The sequence below is a fragment of the uncultured Ruminococcus sp. genome (assembly GCF_946415235.1).
Taxonomy (GTDB): domain Bacteria; phylum Bacillota; class Clostridia; order Oscillospirales; family Ruminococcaceae; genus Ruminococcus.
On the sequence record NZ_CAMKRR010000064.1, the window covers coordinates 1 to 15,987 of the forward strand.

General features: G+C 49.5%; 19 protein-coding genes. 12 read left to right on the forward strand and 7 right to left on the reverse strand.

Features of this window, described 5'->3' with window-relative positions; translation table 11 throughout:
- Positions 1-97: 97 nt before the first annotated feature.
- Both Q0R37_RS10935 and Q0R37_RS10940 read left to right on the forward strand, forming a co-directional pair.
- Positions 98-313: a hypothetical protein gene (locus Q0R37_RS10935; RefSeq protein WP_294754395.1), complete on the forward strand. Its 216-nt coding sequence runs from the start codon at positions 98-100 to the stop codon at positions 311-313.
- Positions 314-327: 14 nt separating this feature from the next.
- Entirely contained in the window at positions 328-1,023 is a 696-nt protein-coding gene (locus tag Q0R37_RS10940; protein ID WP_294754397.1) for an SHOCT domain-containing protein, read from the forward strand.
- Positions 1,024-1,095: 72 nt separating this feature from the next.
- On the opposite strand, the gene guaB is transcribed toward Q0R37_RS10940, so the two are convergent.
- The 7 genes from guaB to fabD form a co-directional block, all read right to left on the reverse strand.
- Positions 1,096-2,568 (reverse strand): IMP dehydrogenase, encoded by a 1,473-nt coding sequence (gene guaB, locus Q0R37_RS10945; RefSeq protein ID WP_294754399.1) that lies wholly within the window; start codon positions 2,566-2,568, stop codon positions 1,096-1,098.
- A gap of 187 nt (positions 2,569-2,755) precedes the next feature.
- Entirely contained in the window at positions 2,756-3,952 is a 1,197-nt protein-coding gene (locus Q0R37_RS10950; protein WP_294754401.1) for a leucine-rich repeat protein, read from the reverse strand.
- A gap of 1 nt (position 3,953) precedes the next feature.
- Complete coding sequence (locus tag Q0R37_RS10955; RefSeq protein WP_294754402.1) at positions 3,954-5,123, reverse strand: amidohydrolase; 1,170 nt, start codon at positions 5,121-5,123, stop codon at positions 3,954-3,956.
- Positions 5,124-5,130: 7 nt separating this feature from the next.
- Complete coding sequence (locus Q0R37_RS10960) at positions 5,131-5,628, reverse strand: shikimate kinase (RefSeq protein WP_294754404.1); 498 nt, start codon at positions 5,626-5,628, stop codon at positions 5,131-5,133.
- Positions 5,629-5,672: 44 nt separating this feature from the next.
- Positions 5,673-5,999: a hypothetical protein gene (locus Q0R37_RS10965; RefSeq protein ID WP_294754406.1), complete on the reverse strand. Its 327-nt coding sequence runs from the start codon at positions 5,997-5,999 to the stop codon at positions 5,673-5,675.
- A 22-nt stretch (positions 6,000-6,021) separates the two neighbouring features.
- Positions 6,022-6,858: a shikimate dehydrogenase gene (locus Q0R37_RS10970; RefSeq protein ID WP_294754408.1), complete on the reverse strand. Its 837-nt coding sequence runs from the start codon at positions 6,856-6,858 to the stop codon at positions 6,022-6,024.
- A complete protein-coding gene (gene fabD, locus Q0R37_RS10975; RefSeq protein ID WP_294754410.1) occupies positions 6,855-7,763 on the reverse strand; it encodes an ACP S-malonyltransferase in 909 nt (302 codons plus the stop codon). Before fabD ends, Q0R37_RS10970 begins: the two co-directional genes overlap by 4 nt.
- 286 nt (positions 7,764-8,049) lie before the next feature.
- Between fabD and Q0R37_RS10980 the strand changes: the two genes are divergently transcribed.
- From Q0R37_RS10980 to accC, 10 genes are all read left to right on the forward strand, one after another.
- Positions 8,050-9,036 (forward strand): beta-ketoacyl-ACP synthase III, encoded by a 987-nt coding sequence (locus Q0R37_RS10980; protein WP_294754412.1) that lies wholly within the window; start codon positions 8,050-8,052, stop codon positions 9,034-9,036.
- Between the two features lie 106 nt (positions 9,037-9,142).
- Positions 9,143-10,075: an enoyl-[acyl-carrier-protein] reductase FabK gene (fabK, locus tag Q0R37_RS10985; RefSeq protein ID WP_294754414.1), complete on the forward strand. Its 933-nt coding sequence runs from the start codon at positions 9,143-9,145 to the stop codon at positions 10,073-10,075.
- Entirely contained in the window at positions 10,072-10,275 is a 204-nt protein-coding gene (locus tag Q0R37_RS10990; RefSeq protein WP_294754416.1) for a hypothetical protein, read from the forward strand. The genes fabK and Q0R37_RS10990 overlap by 4 nt, the downstream gene beginning before the upstream one ends.
- 97 nt (positions 10,276-10,372) lie before the next feature.
- Entirely contained in the window at positions 10,373-11,113 is a 741-nt protein-coding gene (gene fabG, locus Q0R37_RS10995) for a 3-oxoacyl-[acyl-carrier-protein] reductase (protein ID WP_294754418.1), read from the forward strand.
- A gap of 78 nt (positions 11,114-11,191) precedes the next feature.
- On the forward strand, positions 11,192-12,451 hold the full coding sequence (fabF, locus tag Q0R37_RS11000; protein WP_294754419.1) for a beta-ketoacyl-ACP synthase II: 1,260 nt from the start codon (positions 11,192-11,194) through the stop codon (positions 12,449-12,451).
- A 12-nt stretch (positions 12,452-12,463) separates the two neighbouring features.
- Positions 12,464-12,937: an acetyl-CoA carboxylase biotin carboxyl carrier protein gene (gene accB, locus Q0R37_RS11005; protein WP_294754421.1), complete on the forward strand. Its 474-nt coding sequence runs from the start codon at positions 12,464-12,466 to the stop codon at positions 12,935-12,937.
- Positions 12,937-13,533, forward strand: coding sequence for a hypothetical protein (locus Q0R37_RS11010; protein WP_294754423.1), 597 nt, complete (start codon positions 12,937-12,939; stop codon positions 13,531-13,533). Before accB ends, Q0R37_RS11010 begins: the two co-directional genes overlap by 1 nt.
- 17 nt (positions 13,534-13,550) lie before the next feature.
- Complete coding sequence (locus Q0R37_RS11015) at positions 13,551-14,144, forward strand: hypothetical protein (RefSeq protein WP_294754426.1); 594 nt, start codon at positions 13,551-13,553, stop codon at positions 14,142-14,144.
- A 30-nt stretch (positions 14,145-14,174) separates the two neighbouring features.
- Positions 14,175-14,618 carry a 3-hydroxyacyl-ACP dehydratase FabZ gene (gene fabZ / locus Q0R37_RS11020; RefSeq protein ID WP_294754427.1) on the forward strand — a complete coding sequence of 148 codons (444 nt, stop codon included), beginning with the start codon at positions 14,175-14,177 and terminating at the stop codon, positions 14,616-14,618.
- 23 nt (positions 14,619-14,641) lie between these two features.
- The coding region (gene accC, locus Q0R37_RS11025) for an acetyl-CoA carboxylase biotin carboxylase subunit (RefSeq protein ID WP_294754429.1) at positions 14,642-15,987 on the forward strand (1,346 nt) is incomplete at its 3' end.

A 15,987-nucleotide genomic window follows, 5' to 3' on the forward strand; every position in this document is an offset into this window, starting at 1 on the left:
ACTGCTGTTTTTTTTTTTTTTTTGATAGAATGCAATAAAAGGAGTGTTGAAAAGAATGCTCCTGATTTGATTTTACACAAAAAGGTAGATGATAGCTATGAAACCTGATCTTTCAAAAATCAAGAAAAAGTTTGAACTGGGTGACGAATTTAGTCTGACAGAGAAACAATATCAAAAGTTAACAGGTGCTTCTATACCAAAGGACGGATATTATCTGATCCACAAATCAGCGGTTGCAAAGGCTGCTAAAGAGAAAGGCTTTAAGGTTGTAGTAAAAGAACGAACTATCATTTTTGAGGTTATTGATAATTAATGGAGGTTAGAATAATGGATAAAGAAATATGTAGGGCTAAAATCATACATGATAAAAGCACAGGTTATATCATATGGTTTATATTAATTGCTGTTTTTTCCGTTGCTGGTTCGGTTTTCCCAAATATAGGTAATTATATTAGGTCTCATTTCTTTTTTATTGCTTATAAATATGACGATGGAAAATATTACCATTTTTATACGGATAGATTTATTCTTATAATTCTTATTGCAATTGCTCTTATCTTAATACCTATATTTGTAAAAATAATTATTTCAAATATTGAAAAAAGTTCATTGGTACTTAATGAAAAGGGAATTGAGGGCAAGCGTAAAAAGCTTTTTTCGTCTGCCGAATTAAAGCTCCCCATTGATAAGGTCGATAATATCATGGTTCGTTCCAATGTTTTCTGTGCATTATTCGGCGGAAAGATAGTAGCGGTCAGCTCTGCTTCGGGGCTTGTAAGATTTCCTTTTGTACAGAATGCAGAGGAATTTGTAAATGCAACACTTGCCAAGATAGAGGAATACAAAAAAACGATAAAGGACGATAATAAGAGCCTTATTTCTGCGGTAGCACAAAGTGCTTCGGCTGCAACAAACAGTTCGACTTCGGCAAAAGTAAAGGAACTTAAGGAAATGCTTGACAGCGGCTTGATATCACAGGAAGAATTTGAAGCCAAACGTCAGGAACTGCTGAGTAAAATGTGATTATAAAAACGGGCGGATAATATCCGCCCCTACAAGGCACTGAAAAAGGCGGACATAAAGTCCGCCTTTTTGTCATATCTGAGTTGAATAGTTTGGAGCTTCCTTGGTGATGTAGATATCATGCGGGTGGCTCTCCTTAAGTCCTGCGCCTGTGATGCGTATGAACTTAGCCTTTTCGTGGAGAGTGGGGATATCTACGCAGCCGCAGTAGCCCATACCCGAACGGATACCGCCCACGAGCTGGAAGATAGTATCTGCAAGAGCACCCTTGAATGGTACACGTCCCTCAACGCCCTCGGGAACAAGCTTCTTTGCGCCCTCCTGGAAGTATCTGTCCTTGGAGCCGCAGGCCATGGCACCGAGACTGCCCATGCCTCTGTATACCTTGAACTGACGTCCCTGATATATCTCTGTTTCGCCGGGAGCTTCCGCACAGCCTGCAAGGAGAGAGCCGAGCATGACTACATTAGCGCCTGCTGCGAGAGCCTTTACGATATCTCCCGAGTACTTGATACCGCCGTCAGCGATAACGGGGATACCGTACTTCTGAGCAACACAGGCAACGTCATAAACGGCTGTGATCTGCGGAACACCGATACCTGCAACAACACGGGTCGTGCAGATAGAGCCGGGGCCGATACCTACCTTGAGGCAGTCAGCACCTGCTGCGATAAGAGCCTCGGCGGCTTCTGCCGTAGCGATATTTCCTGCGATAACAGGGATATCAGGGTAAGCCTCCTTGACCATTTTCAGGCAATTGATGATGTTTGCGCTGTGGCCGTGAGCCGAGTCGAGAACGAGTACATCTACCTGAGCGTCGATAAGAGCCTTTGCTCTTTCGAGAACATTTGCAGTAACGCCGATAGCAGCGCCGCAGAGAAGTCTGCCCTTGCTGTCACGGGCGGAGTTGGGGTACTGTACGGATTTCTCGATATCCTTTATGGTGATAAGTCCCTTGAGATAGCCTGCATCGTCAACTATAGGGAGCTTTTCGATCTTATGTGCACGGAGAATTTCCTGAGCCTGTTCGAGAGTAGTTCCGACGGGAGCAGTGATAAGGTTGTCCTTTGTCATAACGTCGGAGATCTTAGCGGTAAAGTCTGTGAGGAAGCGCATATCTCTGTTGGTGATGATGCCAACGAGCTTGCCCTTGCCGTCAACAATAGGTACGCCCGAGATCTTGAATTTACCCATGATCTCGTCAGCGTCGGCAACGATATGATCCTCGGTGAGAGAGAACGGGTTCACGATAACGCCGTTTTCACTTCTCTTTACCTTGTCGACTTCGTCTGCCTGCTGTTCGATGGACATATTCTTGTGGATGATACCGATACCGCCTTCACGGGCGATAGCGATAGCCATACGGGAATCTGTAACGGTGTCCATAGCGGCAGTCATTATCGGAGTATTGAGTCGAACTGTTTTTGTGAGCTGAGTACCGATCTGTATCATGTTGGGCGTAACATTTGATTCAGCGGGGATAAGCAGCACATCGTCGAAGGTAAGACCTTCCTTCTGAAATTTGCTGTTCATATCAGTCAGCATAAAAATTCCTCCTTGCAATTGTAATATTAACTTTAATGATACTATTTTTTGCGGCTTATGTCAATAGTTTCGGAAGAAGGGGACGTATAGAATTTTATTTTCAAAAATGGTCGGGTTTTGGCGAAAAAAGCAATGTGTTATATTAAAGTAACTCAGTGTTAAAGCGATGACGGCGCATATGCGTGTTTTATTGCGAGGCAAGCCTTGCGTATTCCTTCAGTATTCCCGAAGCGTCAACAGCGTCCGTCAGTCCGTCGCTGTTCCAGTCGGAAGCCTTTTTCTGATCTTCACCGAACAGCGAGGGCATTCCCGAGGATATGCGGGCATATTCCATCAGCACCAGCGCAGCGTCAATGGCGTCGATGAAGCAGTCATCGTTTATATCCCCCTTTTTCAGGGAATACTCCACACAGGGGATACCGTATCCCGCAGCGTACTTTTCAGCAGCCGAGCCGCTTTTTGCTCTTATCACAAATCCGGGGATATTCTCTGTTGAGGAGCTTCTCACGTCATATTTCCTGCCTGCGGCGTCTTTGCCCATGGAGGTAACGGAGGGAGGGATGTAAAGGCTTTCGAGACTTGTGCAGCTGTAAAAGGCTTCATCGCCTATAGAGGTTATATTTTTTGCAATATTAACGATTTTCAGGCTGTTGCAGGAATGGAAGCAGTCCTCGGGTATGGCTTTTAAGTAATTGCCGAGAGATACGCGTTCAAGGGAGCTGCAGCTCATAAAGCAGCCCTTACCCAGTGAAGCCACACTGTCGGGGATATCTATATCTGTCAGGGAAAGACAGCCCGAAAAGGCGTAGTCCTCTATGGAGGTTACGCTTGGGGGGATAATTGCATGTTTAATATCGGATCTTCCGAAGAAAGCGCCTTTGCCGATGGTCTTTGTATCATCGGATATGATTGCGTGGCTGATGCCCGCATAGAGCACAAGGGTATCGTTTTTGTAGAGAGAGCCTGTATTACTGCTGTATGTGGGATTATCCCTGCCGACATTGATGCTTGTCAGAGCAGGACAGGCTGTAAAGGCGTAATCTCCGATGTCCGACAGGCCTTTTCCTAAGGTGATACTTTCCAGCTCGGGGCAGGCACTGAATGCCTTTGCACCTACTGTTTTTACACTGTCGGGGATAGTGCAGGTTATGATATCCGCATTTCCCGCGAAAGCGCCGTCCGCCACAGAGGTAACGGGGAGACCTTCTATCTCCGAGGGGATACTGAGTGTGCTTACGTTGCCTGTGCAGCCCGTAACAGAGACCTGCTCATCGCTTATCTCATATTTTAGGGCAAAGTCTTCTGCTGCCGCGTATGAGACGGTGCAGCAGGGCTGAAAAGCAAGAACAGCTGCCGAAATAACGGCGAAAAAAGCTTTTTTCATATCATATTTCCCTGCGGCAGATATTGCCGCCTATCATGACGAGGAGCGGTTCGGACATGAGATCGAGGGGATTGTCGCCCTTTCTGTAGAGCTGCAAGTCCGCGTCCTTTCCTTCTGTGAGAGAGCCTGTGGTATCGTCTATTCCGAGTATCTCGGCAGGAGCTATAGTAAGAGTTTTCAGTGCCTCGCCGAGGTCAAGTCCTCCCTTTACCGCAGCCTGTGCGGAGAGGGGGAGGTACTGTATGGGTATGACCGTATGATCTGTGCAAATGCATATCTTTACTCCGTTTTCATGGAGCACCGAAGCGTTTTTCAGTTCGAGCCCGCGCATTTCGGGCTTGCAGCGGTCGCATATCAGCGGACCGCATATTACGGGAACAGCTTCCTCGGCGATGATATCCGCAATGAGATGACCCTCCGTGCCGTGAATGATAACAGCGTCGAGACCGAACTCCTTCGAGATACGCATAGCCGTGCAGATGTCGTCTGCGCGATGACAGTGGAAGAAAGCCTTTACCTTGCGTTCAAGGAGGGGCATGAGAGCCTCACATTTTATGTCGTACTCGGGCGGATCGTAGTTCTCGCTGTCGGAGTAGTAGCTGTCCATATCGTGAACGTATCTCCGCGCCTTGTAAAGTCCCTCGCGGATAAGAGCTGTTATAGCCATACGGGTTATGGGAGTTTCCTCGCGTCCGTTGTAGACGTTTTTGGGGTTCTCGCCGAGAGCGAATTTTATACCGCAGCTCTTTATGAGCATATCGTCGATGCGCCTGCCATAAGTTTTTATAGCGGCTATCTCTCCGCCGCAGGCGTTGGCACTTCCGGGGCTTGAAGCCACAGCGGTAATGCCGCGCATACGCGCTTCCTCAAAGCAGCGGTCAAATGGGTTTATACCGTCTATTGCCCTCATCTGGGGGGTAAAAGGGTCGGTGGACTCGTTGCAGTCGTCACCCTCAAAGTCGAGGCTGTCCTCGATAATGCCGAGGTGCGTATGGGCGTCGATAAATCCGGGGAGGAGCATACCTCCCTTTGCGTCGATGCTGTTCTTGTCGTCGTAGGGGAGAAATCCGCTTCCCACATTCTTTATCTTGCCGTTCTGGATATCTATCCAGCCGTCCTTTATGACTCCGAGGCGCCCCATTGTATGAATTTCAGCATTATAGATAAGCATAACAGGCTCACTTTCTGAGTGAACGGGCAATAAGCTCCGCATTTTCAACGGGACTGCCGCCGCACTCCAGTCTGATGGTCGAGTGGCTCAGATATACTCCTCTGCGGGAGTTGTACAGCTCCTCAAGCTGCTCCTTTGTGGAATTGACAACGATGGGGCGGTTGGTATCGTCCTTTATGCGCTCATAGCATACCTCAAAGGGGACATCGAGGAAGATTATCTCCGCACCTGCGTCCTTTGCAGCCTTTGCGGTATCGGGATTGAGCATGGCGCCGCCGCCGCAGGCAGCAACGGTAGTCTTTCCGCAGAGAGACTTCACTATCTCAGCCTCGGTCTGACGGAAGAAGGGCTCGCCCTTTTTCTCGAATATCTCGGGTATGGTCATTTCAAGAGTGCGAACGATAAGGTCGTCCGTGTCGCAGAAGCCGCAGCCCAGCTTTTTGGCTGCGAGCTTGCCTATAGTTGATTTTCCGCAGCCCATAAAGCCGCATAAAAAAACAGTCATATCATTCTCCTTAGGTGGTTGGACTGCCGTTTGAGAGGGCAGTGTCATATTCCGAAATGGATAACGAATTTATTCTCCCGCTGAGCCTCCGCAAGCAGAGCCATAAGCTCCGACAGCCTTGGTTCGCCCCACAGGATATCCATAAATCCTTCAAGTGACTCGGGCGGTATGAGGGTAACGCCGTAGTATGCAAGTCCGAACTCAGGACGGTCAAGGCTGAACCAATAGCAGCGCAGTTCCTTCAGCTTTGTACATATGGGCAGTATAAAGTCGTCATGCACCGATATACAGCCGTATTTTTCAGGAGTATAGTCGTCATAGCTTTTTTTGCCGGGATATTCCCGCATTATTCCGAATTCATGTGTGAGCATACCGTCACCCGAAAGCTTTTAATTACTTGTTCATGCTGTCAACGGCATCCTCAACGGCTGTGATTATCTTTGATACGTCCTCGGTGCTGAAGCTTCCGCCGTACCATATCTCATGAGCCTTTACAGCCTGATATACCAGCATTGAAGCTCCGCCTACAGCAGTCTTGCCGAGAGCACGGGCCTTCCTCATGAGGAGGGTCTCCTTGGGGTTGTAGATAACGTCGAACACGCTGCCGCTGTTTTCGATTATGGTATCGCTAACCGCGCAGGCGTCCACCTTGGGGTACATACCTACGGGAGTAGCGTTTATGAGCAGGTCATAGCTGCCGTCGAGAGCGGATATATCGGCTATCCTTACGGAAGCGCCGCTGCACTTTGCCAGTATCTCAGCCATGAGGAGCTGGGCATTCTTTATGTCCTGTGGTATCACTGCAAGAGTGATATTGCCGCCGTGACGTGCCACCTCTATGGCGATCATTCTGCCAACGCCGCCGCAGCCTAATATAGCCACATTCCCGCTTATGGGGAGCAGCTCCGCAGAGCGCAGGAAGCCGTCGCAGTCGGTGTTGTAGCCCACGAGCTTTCCGCCGTCGTTGTTTATGCAGTTTACGGAGTTGTAGCGCTGAGCGCTCTCCGCAAGCTCATCAACGAGGGCGATAACAGCCTGCTTGTGGGGGATAGTTACATTGAGTCCGCGGAGAGTCTCAAGAAGTCCGCGGCTGTCCGCAATATTCTCGGGAGCTATATCAATGAGCTCGTAAGATGTATCGGCAAGTCCGCTGAGAGCGAACAGCTTTTCGTGGATAAGAGGGGACATGGAGTGTCCGAGGGGGTGGCCTATAAGTGCAAATTTATTCATGACAATGCTCCTTCGAGTGTTTCAAGGTCTTCAACATTTACAGCTGCGACGTCCTTGAGAGTTTTCTTCACGAGGCCTGTGAGAGTTCTTCCGGGGCCGAATTCAACGAATTTATCGGCTCCTGCCTCATGCATGGCTGCAAGCTCCGATGTGAAGCGCACAGGTGAAACTATATGCTTTGCAAGCATTGCTGCCATATCCGAGAAGTCGGTAAGCTCTCCGCCTGTGAGGTTTGAGTAGTACTTGACCTTGGGAGCATTGAACTTTATGGTCTTTGCAGTCTCATAGAACTTGTCCGCAGCAGGCTGCATGAGCTTTGAATGGAAAGCACCCGCAACGTTGAGGGGGATAACTCTTGCCTTCATTTCGGCAAATACATCGCTTACCTCGGCGATACCCTCGGGAGTTCCCGCGATAACGGTCTGAACGGGAGAATTGTAATTCACGGCTGTGACATATTCCTTAGCCTCGCCGCATACGCGCTCAACTTCCTCGGGAGTTATTTTCATTACCGCAGCCATAGCGCCCTTTGCGGAAGCCGTAGCCTCCTCCATAGCGGCAGCTCTTGCCTTTATAAGGCGGAAAGCGTCCTCAAGGGATATCATCTCCGAAGCGTACATGGCAGCGTATTCTCCGAGAGAATGGCCTGCAACTCCGTCAAAGGTGAAGTCCTTTGCCTGTGCGGCTTTAAGGCACACGATAGATGTAGCCATGATAGCGGGCTGTGAATTGATAGTTCTTGACAGCTCCTCAAGGGGAGCATTGAAGCAGATATTTTTCAGATCAGAGCCGAGTATCTCCGAGCCTGTCTCGTATACGTCCATGAGCTCGGGCATAGCCTCGGCTATGTCTTTGCCCATACCCTCGTACTGCGAGCCCTGTCCTGAAAATAGTGCAATTGTCATAATAAATAACTTCCTTTCTGTATGTTATATACAATGTATTGGTGAAAATATCCTGTTGCCTGATTGTAAATTTGTGAGAAGTGACGATATTTTGTCTTTAAAATATCAAAGTGCTGAAATATCGTTGCAAAAACCCTCAAAATGATTTACAATATAATATGTGTGGTGTTGCGCCTGTCGGCAGAAAAGTCCCTGCAGCAGCGGTACCGATATTACTACTATAACACATATTTACGGTTTTTACAACTGTATTTTCATAATTTTATTGATTTTAAGGAGCTTTTTAATGGGTATCAGTATTTTGGGAATGGGCAGGTATGTGCCCGGGCAGGTATTGAAAAATGACGACTTTACCCGATTCATAGAGACAAACGACGAGTGGATACGTACAAGGACGGGCATAACCGAGCGCCCTATGGCAGGCTGGGAGCCCACATGGTACATGGGAAAGCAGGCTGCTCTCAGAGCGATCGAAGCCGCAGGCATAGACCCTGCTGAGATAGGTCTTGTCATTTCCTGCACGGCAACGTCGGATTTCCATACTCCCAGCATGGCCAGCGTCATACAGCATGAAATAGGCGCTGTCAGCGCAGCCGCATTCGACCTTAATGCAGCCTGTTCGGGATTTGTCTATGCGGCTGATACCGCAAGGCGCTTCCTCGAGACCGACGACAGCCTTAAATACGTGCTGGTAGTCGCAAATGAAGCTCTTTCGCGCTTCCTTGATTTTGAGGACAGAGCATCATGTATACTTTTCGGCGACGGAGCAGCCGCTGCTGTCCTCGAAAAGAGCGGCAAGCTCTATTCCTCGGTGCTTTGCTCCGACGGAAGCGGCGCGGGACTTCTCTGTGCGAGAGCTCTCGATGTAGCTCCCGAGGTGGCGCAGGAAAGCGATTTTGACGATCCCTTCCCGAAGGCTCCGCTGCACAAGCTCCAGCAGAACGGAAAAGAGGTCTACAAGTTCGCAGTGCAGGCGCTTCCGAAGTCATTCGAGCTCGCCGCAGAGAAGATAGGCATTACCAAGGACGATATAGACTGGTTCGTGCCTCATCAGGCGAATATAAGGATAATCGAGACTGCCGCAAAGAAGCTTGGCGCACCTATGGAGAAGTTCATAGTGACGCTGGATCATTACGGTAATACCTCAAGCGCTTCCATACCCCTTGCCCTCTGCGAGTCTATAGAGAAGGGAATAATCAAGCGCGGACAGAAGCTTGCTCTCATAGGCTTCGGTGCAGGACTTACCTACGGCGGAATAATACTGGAATACTGATCTTACCAATGTGCAGGGGCTGGCGTCTTCGACAGCCCGTCGGTTTGACCATATTTGCGGGACGTCGGGACGCCGTCCCCTACAAGGATATACTAAACAAAGGAGTATGAATATGAAAACACGCATCACTGAGCTCCTCGGCTGCGAATACCCCATAATACAGGGCGGTATGGCATGGGTAGCCGAGCATACACTGGCTTCCGCAGTATCCAATGCAGGCGGAATAGGACTTATCGCAGGCGGCAGCGCTCCCATAGATTATCTTCGTGAGCAGATTCGCCTCTGCAAGGAAAAGACAAACAAGCCCTTCGGCGTAAATATAATGCTTATGAGCCCCAATGCCGACGATCTTGCTCAGCTCTGCATAGACGAGGGCGTAAAGGTCATCACCACAGGCGCGGGCAATCCGGGAAAGTACATGGCTGCTTGGAAAGAGGCAGGCATAAAGGTAATGCCCGTAGTTCCCTCCGTTGCTCTTGCAAGGAGAATGGAGAAGTCGGGAGCTGACGCTGTTATCGCGGAGGGTACCGAATCAGGCGGACATATCGGCGAGAATACCACAATGTGTCTCGTACCTCAGGTAGTTGATGCGGTAGAGATACCCGTTATCGCCGCAGGCGGCATTGCCGACGGCAGAGGCATGGCGGCAGCATTCATGCTGGGCGCAGAGGGCGTACAGATAGGTACACGCTTCCTTGCTTCCGAGGAGTGTCAGATACACCCCACCTTCAAGGAGCTTGTAATAAACGCAAAGGATACAGACAATATCGTAACGGGACGCTATACGGGCCACCCGTGCAGAAATATCAAGACAAAGTTCGCAAAGAAGCTGGCAACAGGCGAAAAGGAAGGAACTCTCTCACCCGAGGAGTTCGAGCAGCTTACAGTGGGAGCCCTCCGCAGAGCCGTAGTTGACGGCGACGTTGAGAGCGGTTCATTCCTCTGCGGAGCTATCTCGGGTATGGTAAACGACATAAAGCCCTGCGCTGACATAGTAAAGGAAATAAACGACGGTGCAGAGAAGCTGCTTAAGCTGTGAGATACAGGTATTTCAGGTTCGTAAAGAGCCTTGGCGGGATATATTACTGTAAAAAAGACGGCAAAAAGCAGACTCCCCGCGATGTCATAAAGGAAATGGCAGTACAGGGGTTGAGATACGTCGGGAATGTTCCCGTGAAAACGGGCTATTATGGTTCTTTAGCCGAATACGATATGATATTTGAAGAGCCTGACAGATAAAAAGTGACATTTGTAACTGAGTAAATGACATTTTTCACGTTCAAAACTGAACGGATACATGATAGAATAAGAAAAAAATCAAAACGGAGGTAACAGGATGGCAACAGCAATAATCACGGGCGCTTCTCAGGGAATAGGCGCCTGCATCGCAAAAAGACTTGCACAGGACGGTTTTGACGTAGTTATCAATCATTATCCCAGCGACGGAGACAAGGAAAAGGCTCTCGCAGTCGCAGAGGAGTGCCGCAGCTTCGGCGTAAAGGCAGAGTGCTATGCGGCGGACGTATCGAAGTTCGACCAGTGCGAGGCCATGGTAAAGCAGGTAAAGGCTGACTTCGGCACTATCGACGCTCTTGTGAACAACGCAGGCATCACAAAGGATAAGCTCCTTGCAAGAATGTCCGAAGAGGACTACGATGCTGTTATCGCTGTGAACCAGAAGAGCGTATACAATATGACAAAGCACGTCACAGCTGTCATGATGAAGCAAAGAAGCGGCAGGATAGTCAATGTAGCTTCCGTTGCGGGACTTTACGGCAACCCCGGACAGATGAACTATTCCGCATCAAAGGCTGCTATCATCGGTATGACAAAGACTACCGCAAAGGAGTTCGGTTCGAGGAATATTACCTGCAATGCAGTAGCTCCCGGACTTATAAGGACTCCCATGACGGATGTACTTTCAGATGAGCTTAAGGAGAAGATGATCTCGGCAGTAGCTCTCAGACGCTACGGCGAGCCCGAGGAGATCGCTTCCGTTGTATCTTTCCTTGTTTCCGACAATGCTTCATACGTTACGGGACAGGTGATAGAGATCTCGGGCGGACTTTCAATGTAACATTATCAACAGACGCAGCATGGGGCAGGAGCCTCGGACACACCAAAAATTTTAATAAAAGGTAAGAAAGGGTATAATATGAGCAGAAGAGTTGTTATCACAGGACTGGGTGCGGTAACTCCACTCGGAACAGGTGTTGAGAAATTCTGGGAAGGAATAAAGGCAAATAAGCTTGGCATATCGTATATAGATATGTTCGATACAGAGCGCACGGGCGTAAAGATAGCGGGTATCGTCCGCGATTTCAATGAAGAGGACTATTACGGCGTTGAAGGCTGCTTCGAGAAAAAGGAAGCAAGACATATGGACACCTTTACGAAGTATGCAGTCATAGCCGCTCACGAGGCACTCACGGACGCAGGCACAGACCTTAAGGACATTGATCCCTACAGAGTAGGCGTGCTTGTGGGTTCAGGAATCGGCGGCGTTGACCTTACTCTCTCGGAGTACAGCAAGTACCTTGAGAAAGGTCCGAGCAGAGTATCCGCATTCTATATCCCGATGATGATAAGCAATATGGCTGCGGGAACCATTTCAATGAAAACAGGCTTCAGGGGAGCCAATTTCGATATAACCACCGCCTGTGCTTCCAGCACACATTCCATAGGCGAGGCTTTCCGCAAGATCAAGGACGGATACCTTGACGCCTGTCTCGCAGGCGGTACCGAATCAACGAGAGTAGAATTCACATTCGGCGGATTTTCAAATATGAAAGCTCTTACAAAGTGCGATGACCTCACAAGAGCGTCGATCCCCTTCGACAAGGAGCGCAGCGGCTTTGTACTGGGCGAGGGCAGCGCAGTGCTCGTTCTTGAGGAGTATGAACACGCAAAGGCAAGAGGCGCAAAGATATACGCAGAGCTTGCAGGCTACGGCGCTACCTGCGACGGATACCACATGACATCGCCTATGCCCAGCGGCGAGGCTGCCGCAAAGGGCATGGAGCTCGCAATGCAGGAGGCAGGGCTCAGACCTTCCGATATTGACTATATCAACGCTCACGGTACATCGACGGGGCTCAACGACAAGTACGAGACAGCTGCAATAAAGCTTGCTTTCGGCGAAGATGAGGCAAGGCGCGTGAAGATAAGCTCGACAAAGTCCATGATAGGACATCTTCTCGGCGCGGCAGGTGCTGTCGAAGCCGTGGTATGCGCCAAGACCATAGAAGAAGGGCTGATACACCCTACACTGGGATATAAGGTAAAGGACGAGGAATGTGACCTCGATTACTGCGGAAACGGCAATATCAGACAGGAAGTCAGAGCCGTGCTTTCCAATTCCCTTGGATTCGGCGGACATAATGCAACGCTCTGCTTCAAAAAGGTAAATGACTGAGGAGGATATTCAATGGAGAAGATTTACGGTCAGATAGACCTTGAGACTATCGAGAAGCTCGCTGACATAATCAACAGGAAAGAGCTTTCCGAGCTGACTATAGCTAACGGTGAGAAGAGCATAACCATAAAGGGCAGGAAATGTATCCCTGCTATGCCTGTTGCCGTTGCTGCGGCAGCACCCTCACAGGCTTCCGTGCCTGTTGAGAGCACTCTTGCAGCGAGCGAGGCTTCCATGGCTGAGGAGGTAAGCGGAAAGATAGTAAGATCGCCTATCGTAGGCACATTCTATTCAGCTCCCTCACCTGACAAGCCGCCTTTTGTAAAGACAGGCGACGAGGTCAAGAAGGGCGACGTTATCATGATAATCGAGTCAATGAAGCTCATGAACGAGATACAGTCCGAGTTTGACGGAACAGTTGAGCAGATACTGGTATCCGACGGACAGGCGGTAGAGTTCGACCAGCCAATCATGGTCATAAAGTAATGGAATACAGGTATCTCACTCAGGAGCTTGTCGAAAAGGGCAATGTGAATATCACTTCTCCCGAGATGTTTGAGGAAGCCAGACAGTATAATATAGAAGCTGTCAGGAACTACAAGAACCGCTACCTTATAAAGATCGCTTTCGGCCTGTGGATAGCCGCGCAGGTAATATATGTGTTATTCTGCGCCGTGAACAGTATCGAGATGCAGACAGGCTATGACAGAGCCACAGACACGAAGGTCCCCGTATGGCGGGCAGCTCTTGCGACAGTTGGAGTGCTGGCATATTTAGGGCTGATGTTCTGGTTCGCATTTCATAACGGAAGCCGCGACAAGAAAACACTTTTCCTCGCTTCGCTGCCTGTAATAGCCTTTTCGCTGTACTTTGCAGGCATCCCCTTAGGCAATTTCATAATAGGATATCTTTATGAAAGGTCGGAGGAGCATTTCTCGAAGCAGCTTGGCTATCCCTCTTTCCCGAGGATAGTTACCAATGCTGTGTTCAGCGAAGCGGACAATCTCAGGGACCTGTCCTATGACAGCATACGTGAAAAAGCGCAGAGGGATCATCCCGACAGAGGAGATTTCCTCGGATAATACGAGGGCTTGCTATCATGGCTTGGAAATATATAACTCAGGACGTAATAGACGCGGGCGGCATAAACGTCAGCAGTGCAGAAATGTTTGCAGAGGCAAGAGAATACAATATCGAAGCCGTCAGAAATTACAATAAGAAGCGGCGAAACCACTGGTTCATAGCCGTATGGGCTGTAGGGCAGCTTGCACTGAGCCTTGTTATCGGTATATTTCTCGTAGTGGATAATCAGCTGGAGCAGATGTTCCATTCTACGACTACTCCCACATGGAGGATATTGCTGAGACTGTTCGGTTTTCTTGCGTATATGGGAGCATTCGCATATTTCGTCATATACCGCAGGGATCCGAGGCCTCATGTCATGGCTCTCAGTACTATGCCCATACTCATAGCAGACTGGAAGTTCATCGGCATAGTGGCTTTCAACTTCCTTGTGGGCTGGCTCCACGAAAAGGTGGAGAACGAACTTAAGACCAAATCAGACTATCCGAAATTCGCAAGGCTGACGGTAACGACTTCCTACAGCGACAGCGATACCATTGAGGAGCTTACCTTTGACAGCATACGCGACAAGGCAAGGAGAGAGCATCCCGATGACGAGCTGCTGAAGTGATATGCCGAGGCAAAGAAAAGGAGAATAACAATGGCTGATATACTTATGAATAAAGAACAGATAATGGAAATAATCCCCCACCGCGATCCCTTTCTGCTCATTGACGAGATTGTGGATATGGAAGTGGGAGTAAAGGTACACGCAAGAAAGTACATCAAAGAGGACGACTTCTGGTTCAGGGGACACTTCCCGGGATATCCCGTAACTCCTGGTGTTCTCATGGTGGAGATGCTTGCACAGGCAGGAGCTGTATGTATGCTCTCAAAGCCTGAGTTCAAGGGTAAGATTGGACTTTTCGGCGGCATCGACAAGGCAAAGTTCCGCAGACAGGTAGTCCCCGGGGACGTACTCGACCTTGAGGTGGAGATAGTCCGTCAGCGCGGACCTGTGGGCACGGGACAGGCGCTTGCGTCCGTAGGCGGCGAAAAGGCTGTATCCTGCGAGATAACCTTTGTTATCACGGACAATAAATAATACTGTACGGGGGATAAATATAAATGTTCAAGAAAGTACTTATCGCCAACAGAGGCGAGATAGCTGTACGAATAATAAGAGCGTGCCGAGAGCTCAGCATACGCTGTGTGGCTGTGTATTCCACAGCCGACAGGACCTCTCTCCACGCACAGATAGCGGACGAATCGGTCTGCATAGGTCCTGCTGCCACAAAGGACAGCTACCTTAACATGAACGCCATAATACAGGCTGCGAAAAATACGGGAGCAGAGGCTATACATCCCGGCTTCGGCTTTCTTTCCGAGAATGCCGAGTTCGCAAAGCTCTGCGAGGCTAACGGAATAGTTTTCATCGGCCCGTCATATAAGTCTATAGAGATGCTTGGCGACAAGGCTGCCGCAAAGGAGACCATGGCAGCTGCGGGAGTTCCTGTTATCCCGGGCTCAAAGGGCGCAGTCAAGAACCTTAAGGAAGCAAAGAAGATAGCCGAAAAGGCAGGCTATCCCGTACTTGTAAAGGCTTCCGCAGGCGGCGGCGGACGCGGCATACGCCGTGTTGACAGTCCCGACGAGCTTGAGGCTCAGATGACGGCAGCACAGCAGGAGGCGAAGAACTTCTTCGGCGACGACGCCGTATATATCGAGAAGTTCCTCATAAATCCCCACCATGTTGAGATACAGATGATCGCCGACAAGCACGGAAACTATATACATCTCTGCGAGCGCGACTGCTCCATGCAGCGCCGCAATCAGAAGATGCTGGAGGAGTGTCCCAGTCCTATCGTTGACGACGAGCTCAGGAAGAAAATGGGAGCTGCTGCGGTAACGGCCGCAAAGCAGTGCGGATACTACAACGCAGGTACAATCGAGTTCCTCGTTGACGAGAACCGCGACTTCTACTTCATGGAAATGAACACGAGGATACAGGTCGAGCACCCCATAACAGAGGAAGTAACGGGCTTTGACCTTGTAAAGGCACAGATAGAGATAGCTGACGGCAAGCCTCTTGAGGTAAAGCAGGAAGATATAAAGATGCGCGGTCACGCTATCGAGTGCAGGATAAATGCGGAAAATCCCGACAAGGGCTTCAGACCCTCACCGGGCACCATAACGGCACTTTATATGCCCGGCGGCCCCGGAATAAGGATAGACGGAGCCGTATATCAGGGCTACACTATAACTCCGTACTATGACTCCATGATAAGCAAGCTCATCGCACACGGCTCTGACCGAGAGGACGCCATAAACAAGATGAGATGGGCACTTTCGGAGTTCATCGTAGAGGGAGTTGACACAAATATAGACTTCCAGCTGGAAATAATCAGGAACGCCGATTTCAAGGCAGGAAAGTACGATATCGGCTTCCTCGGAAGATATATGGAAGAAAAGAA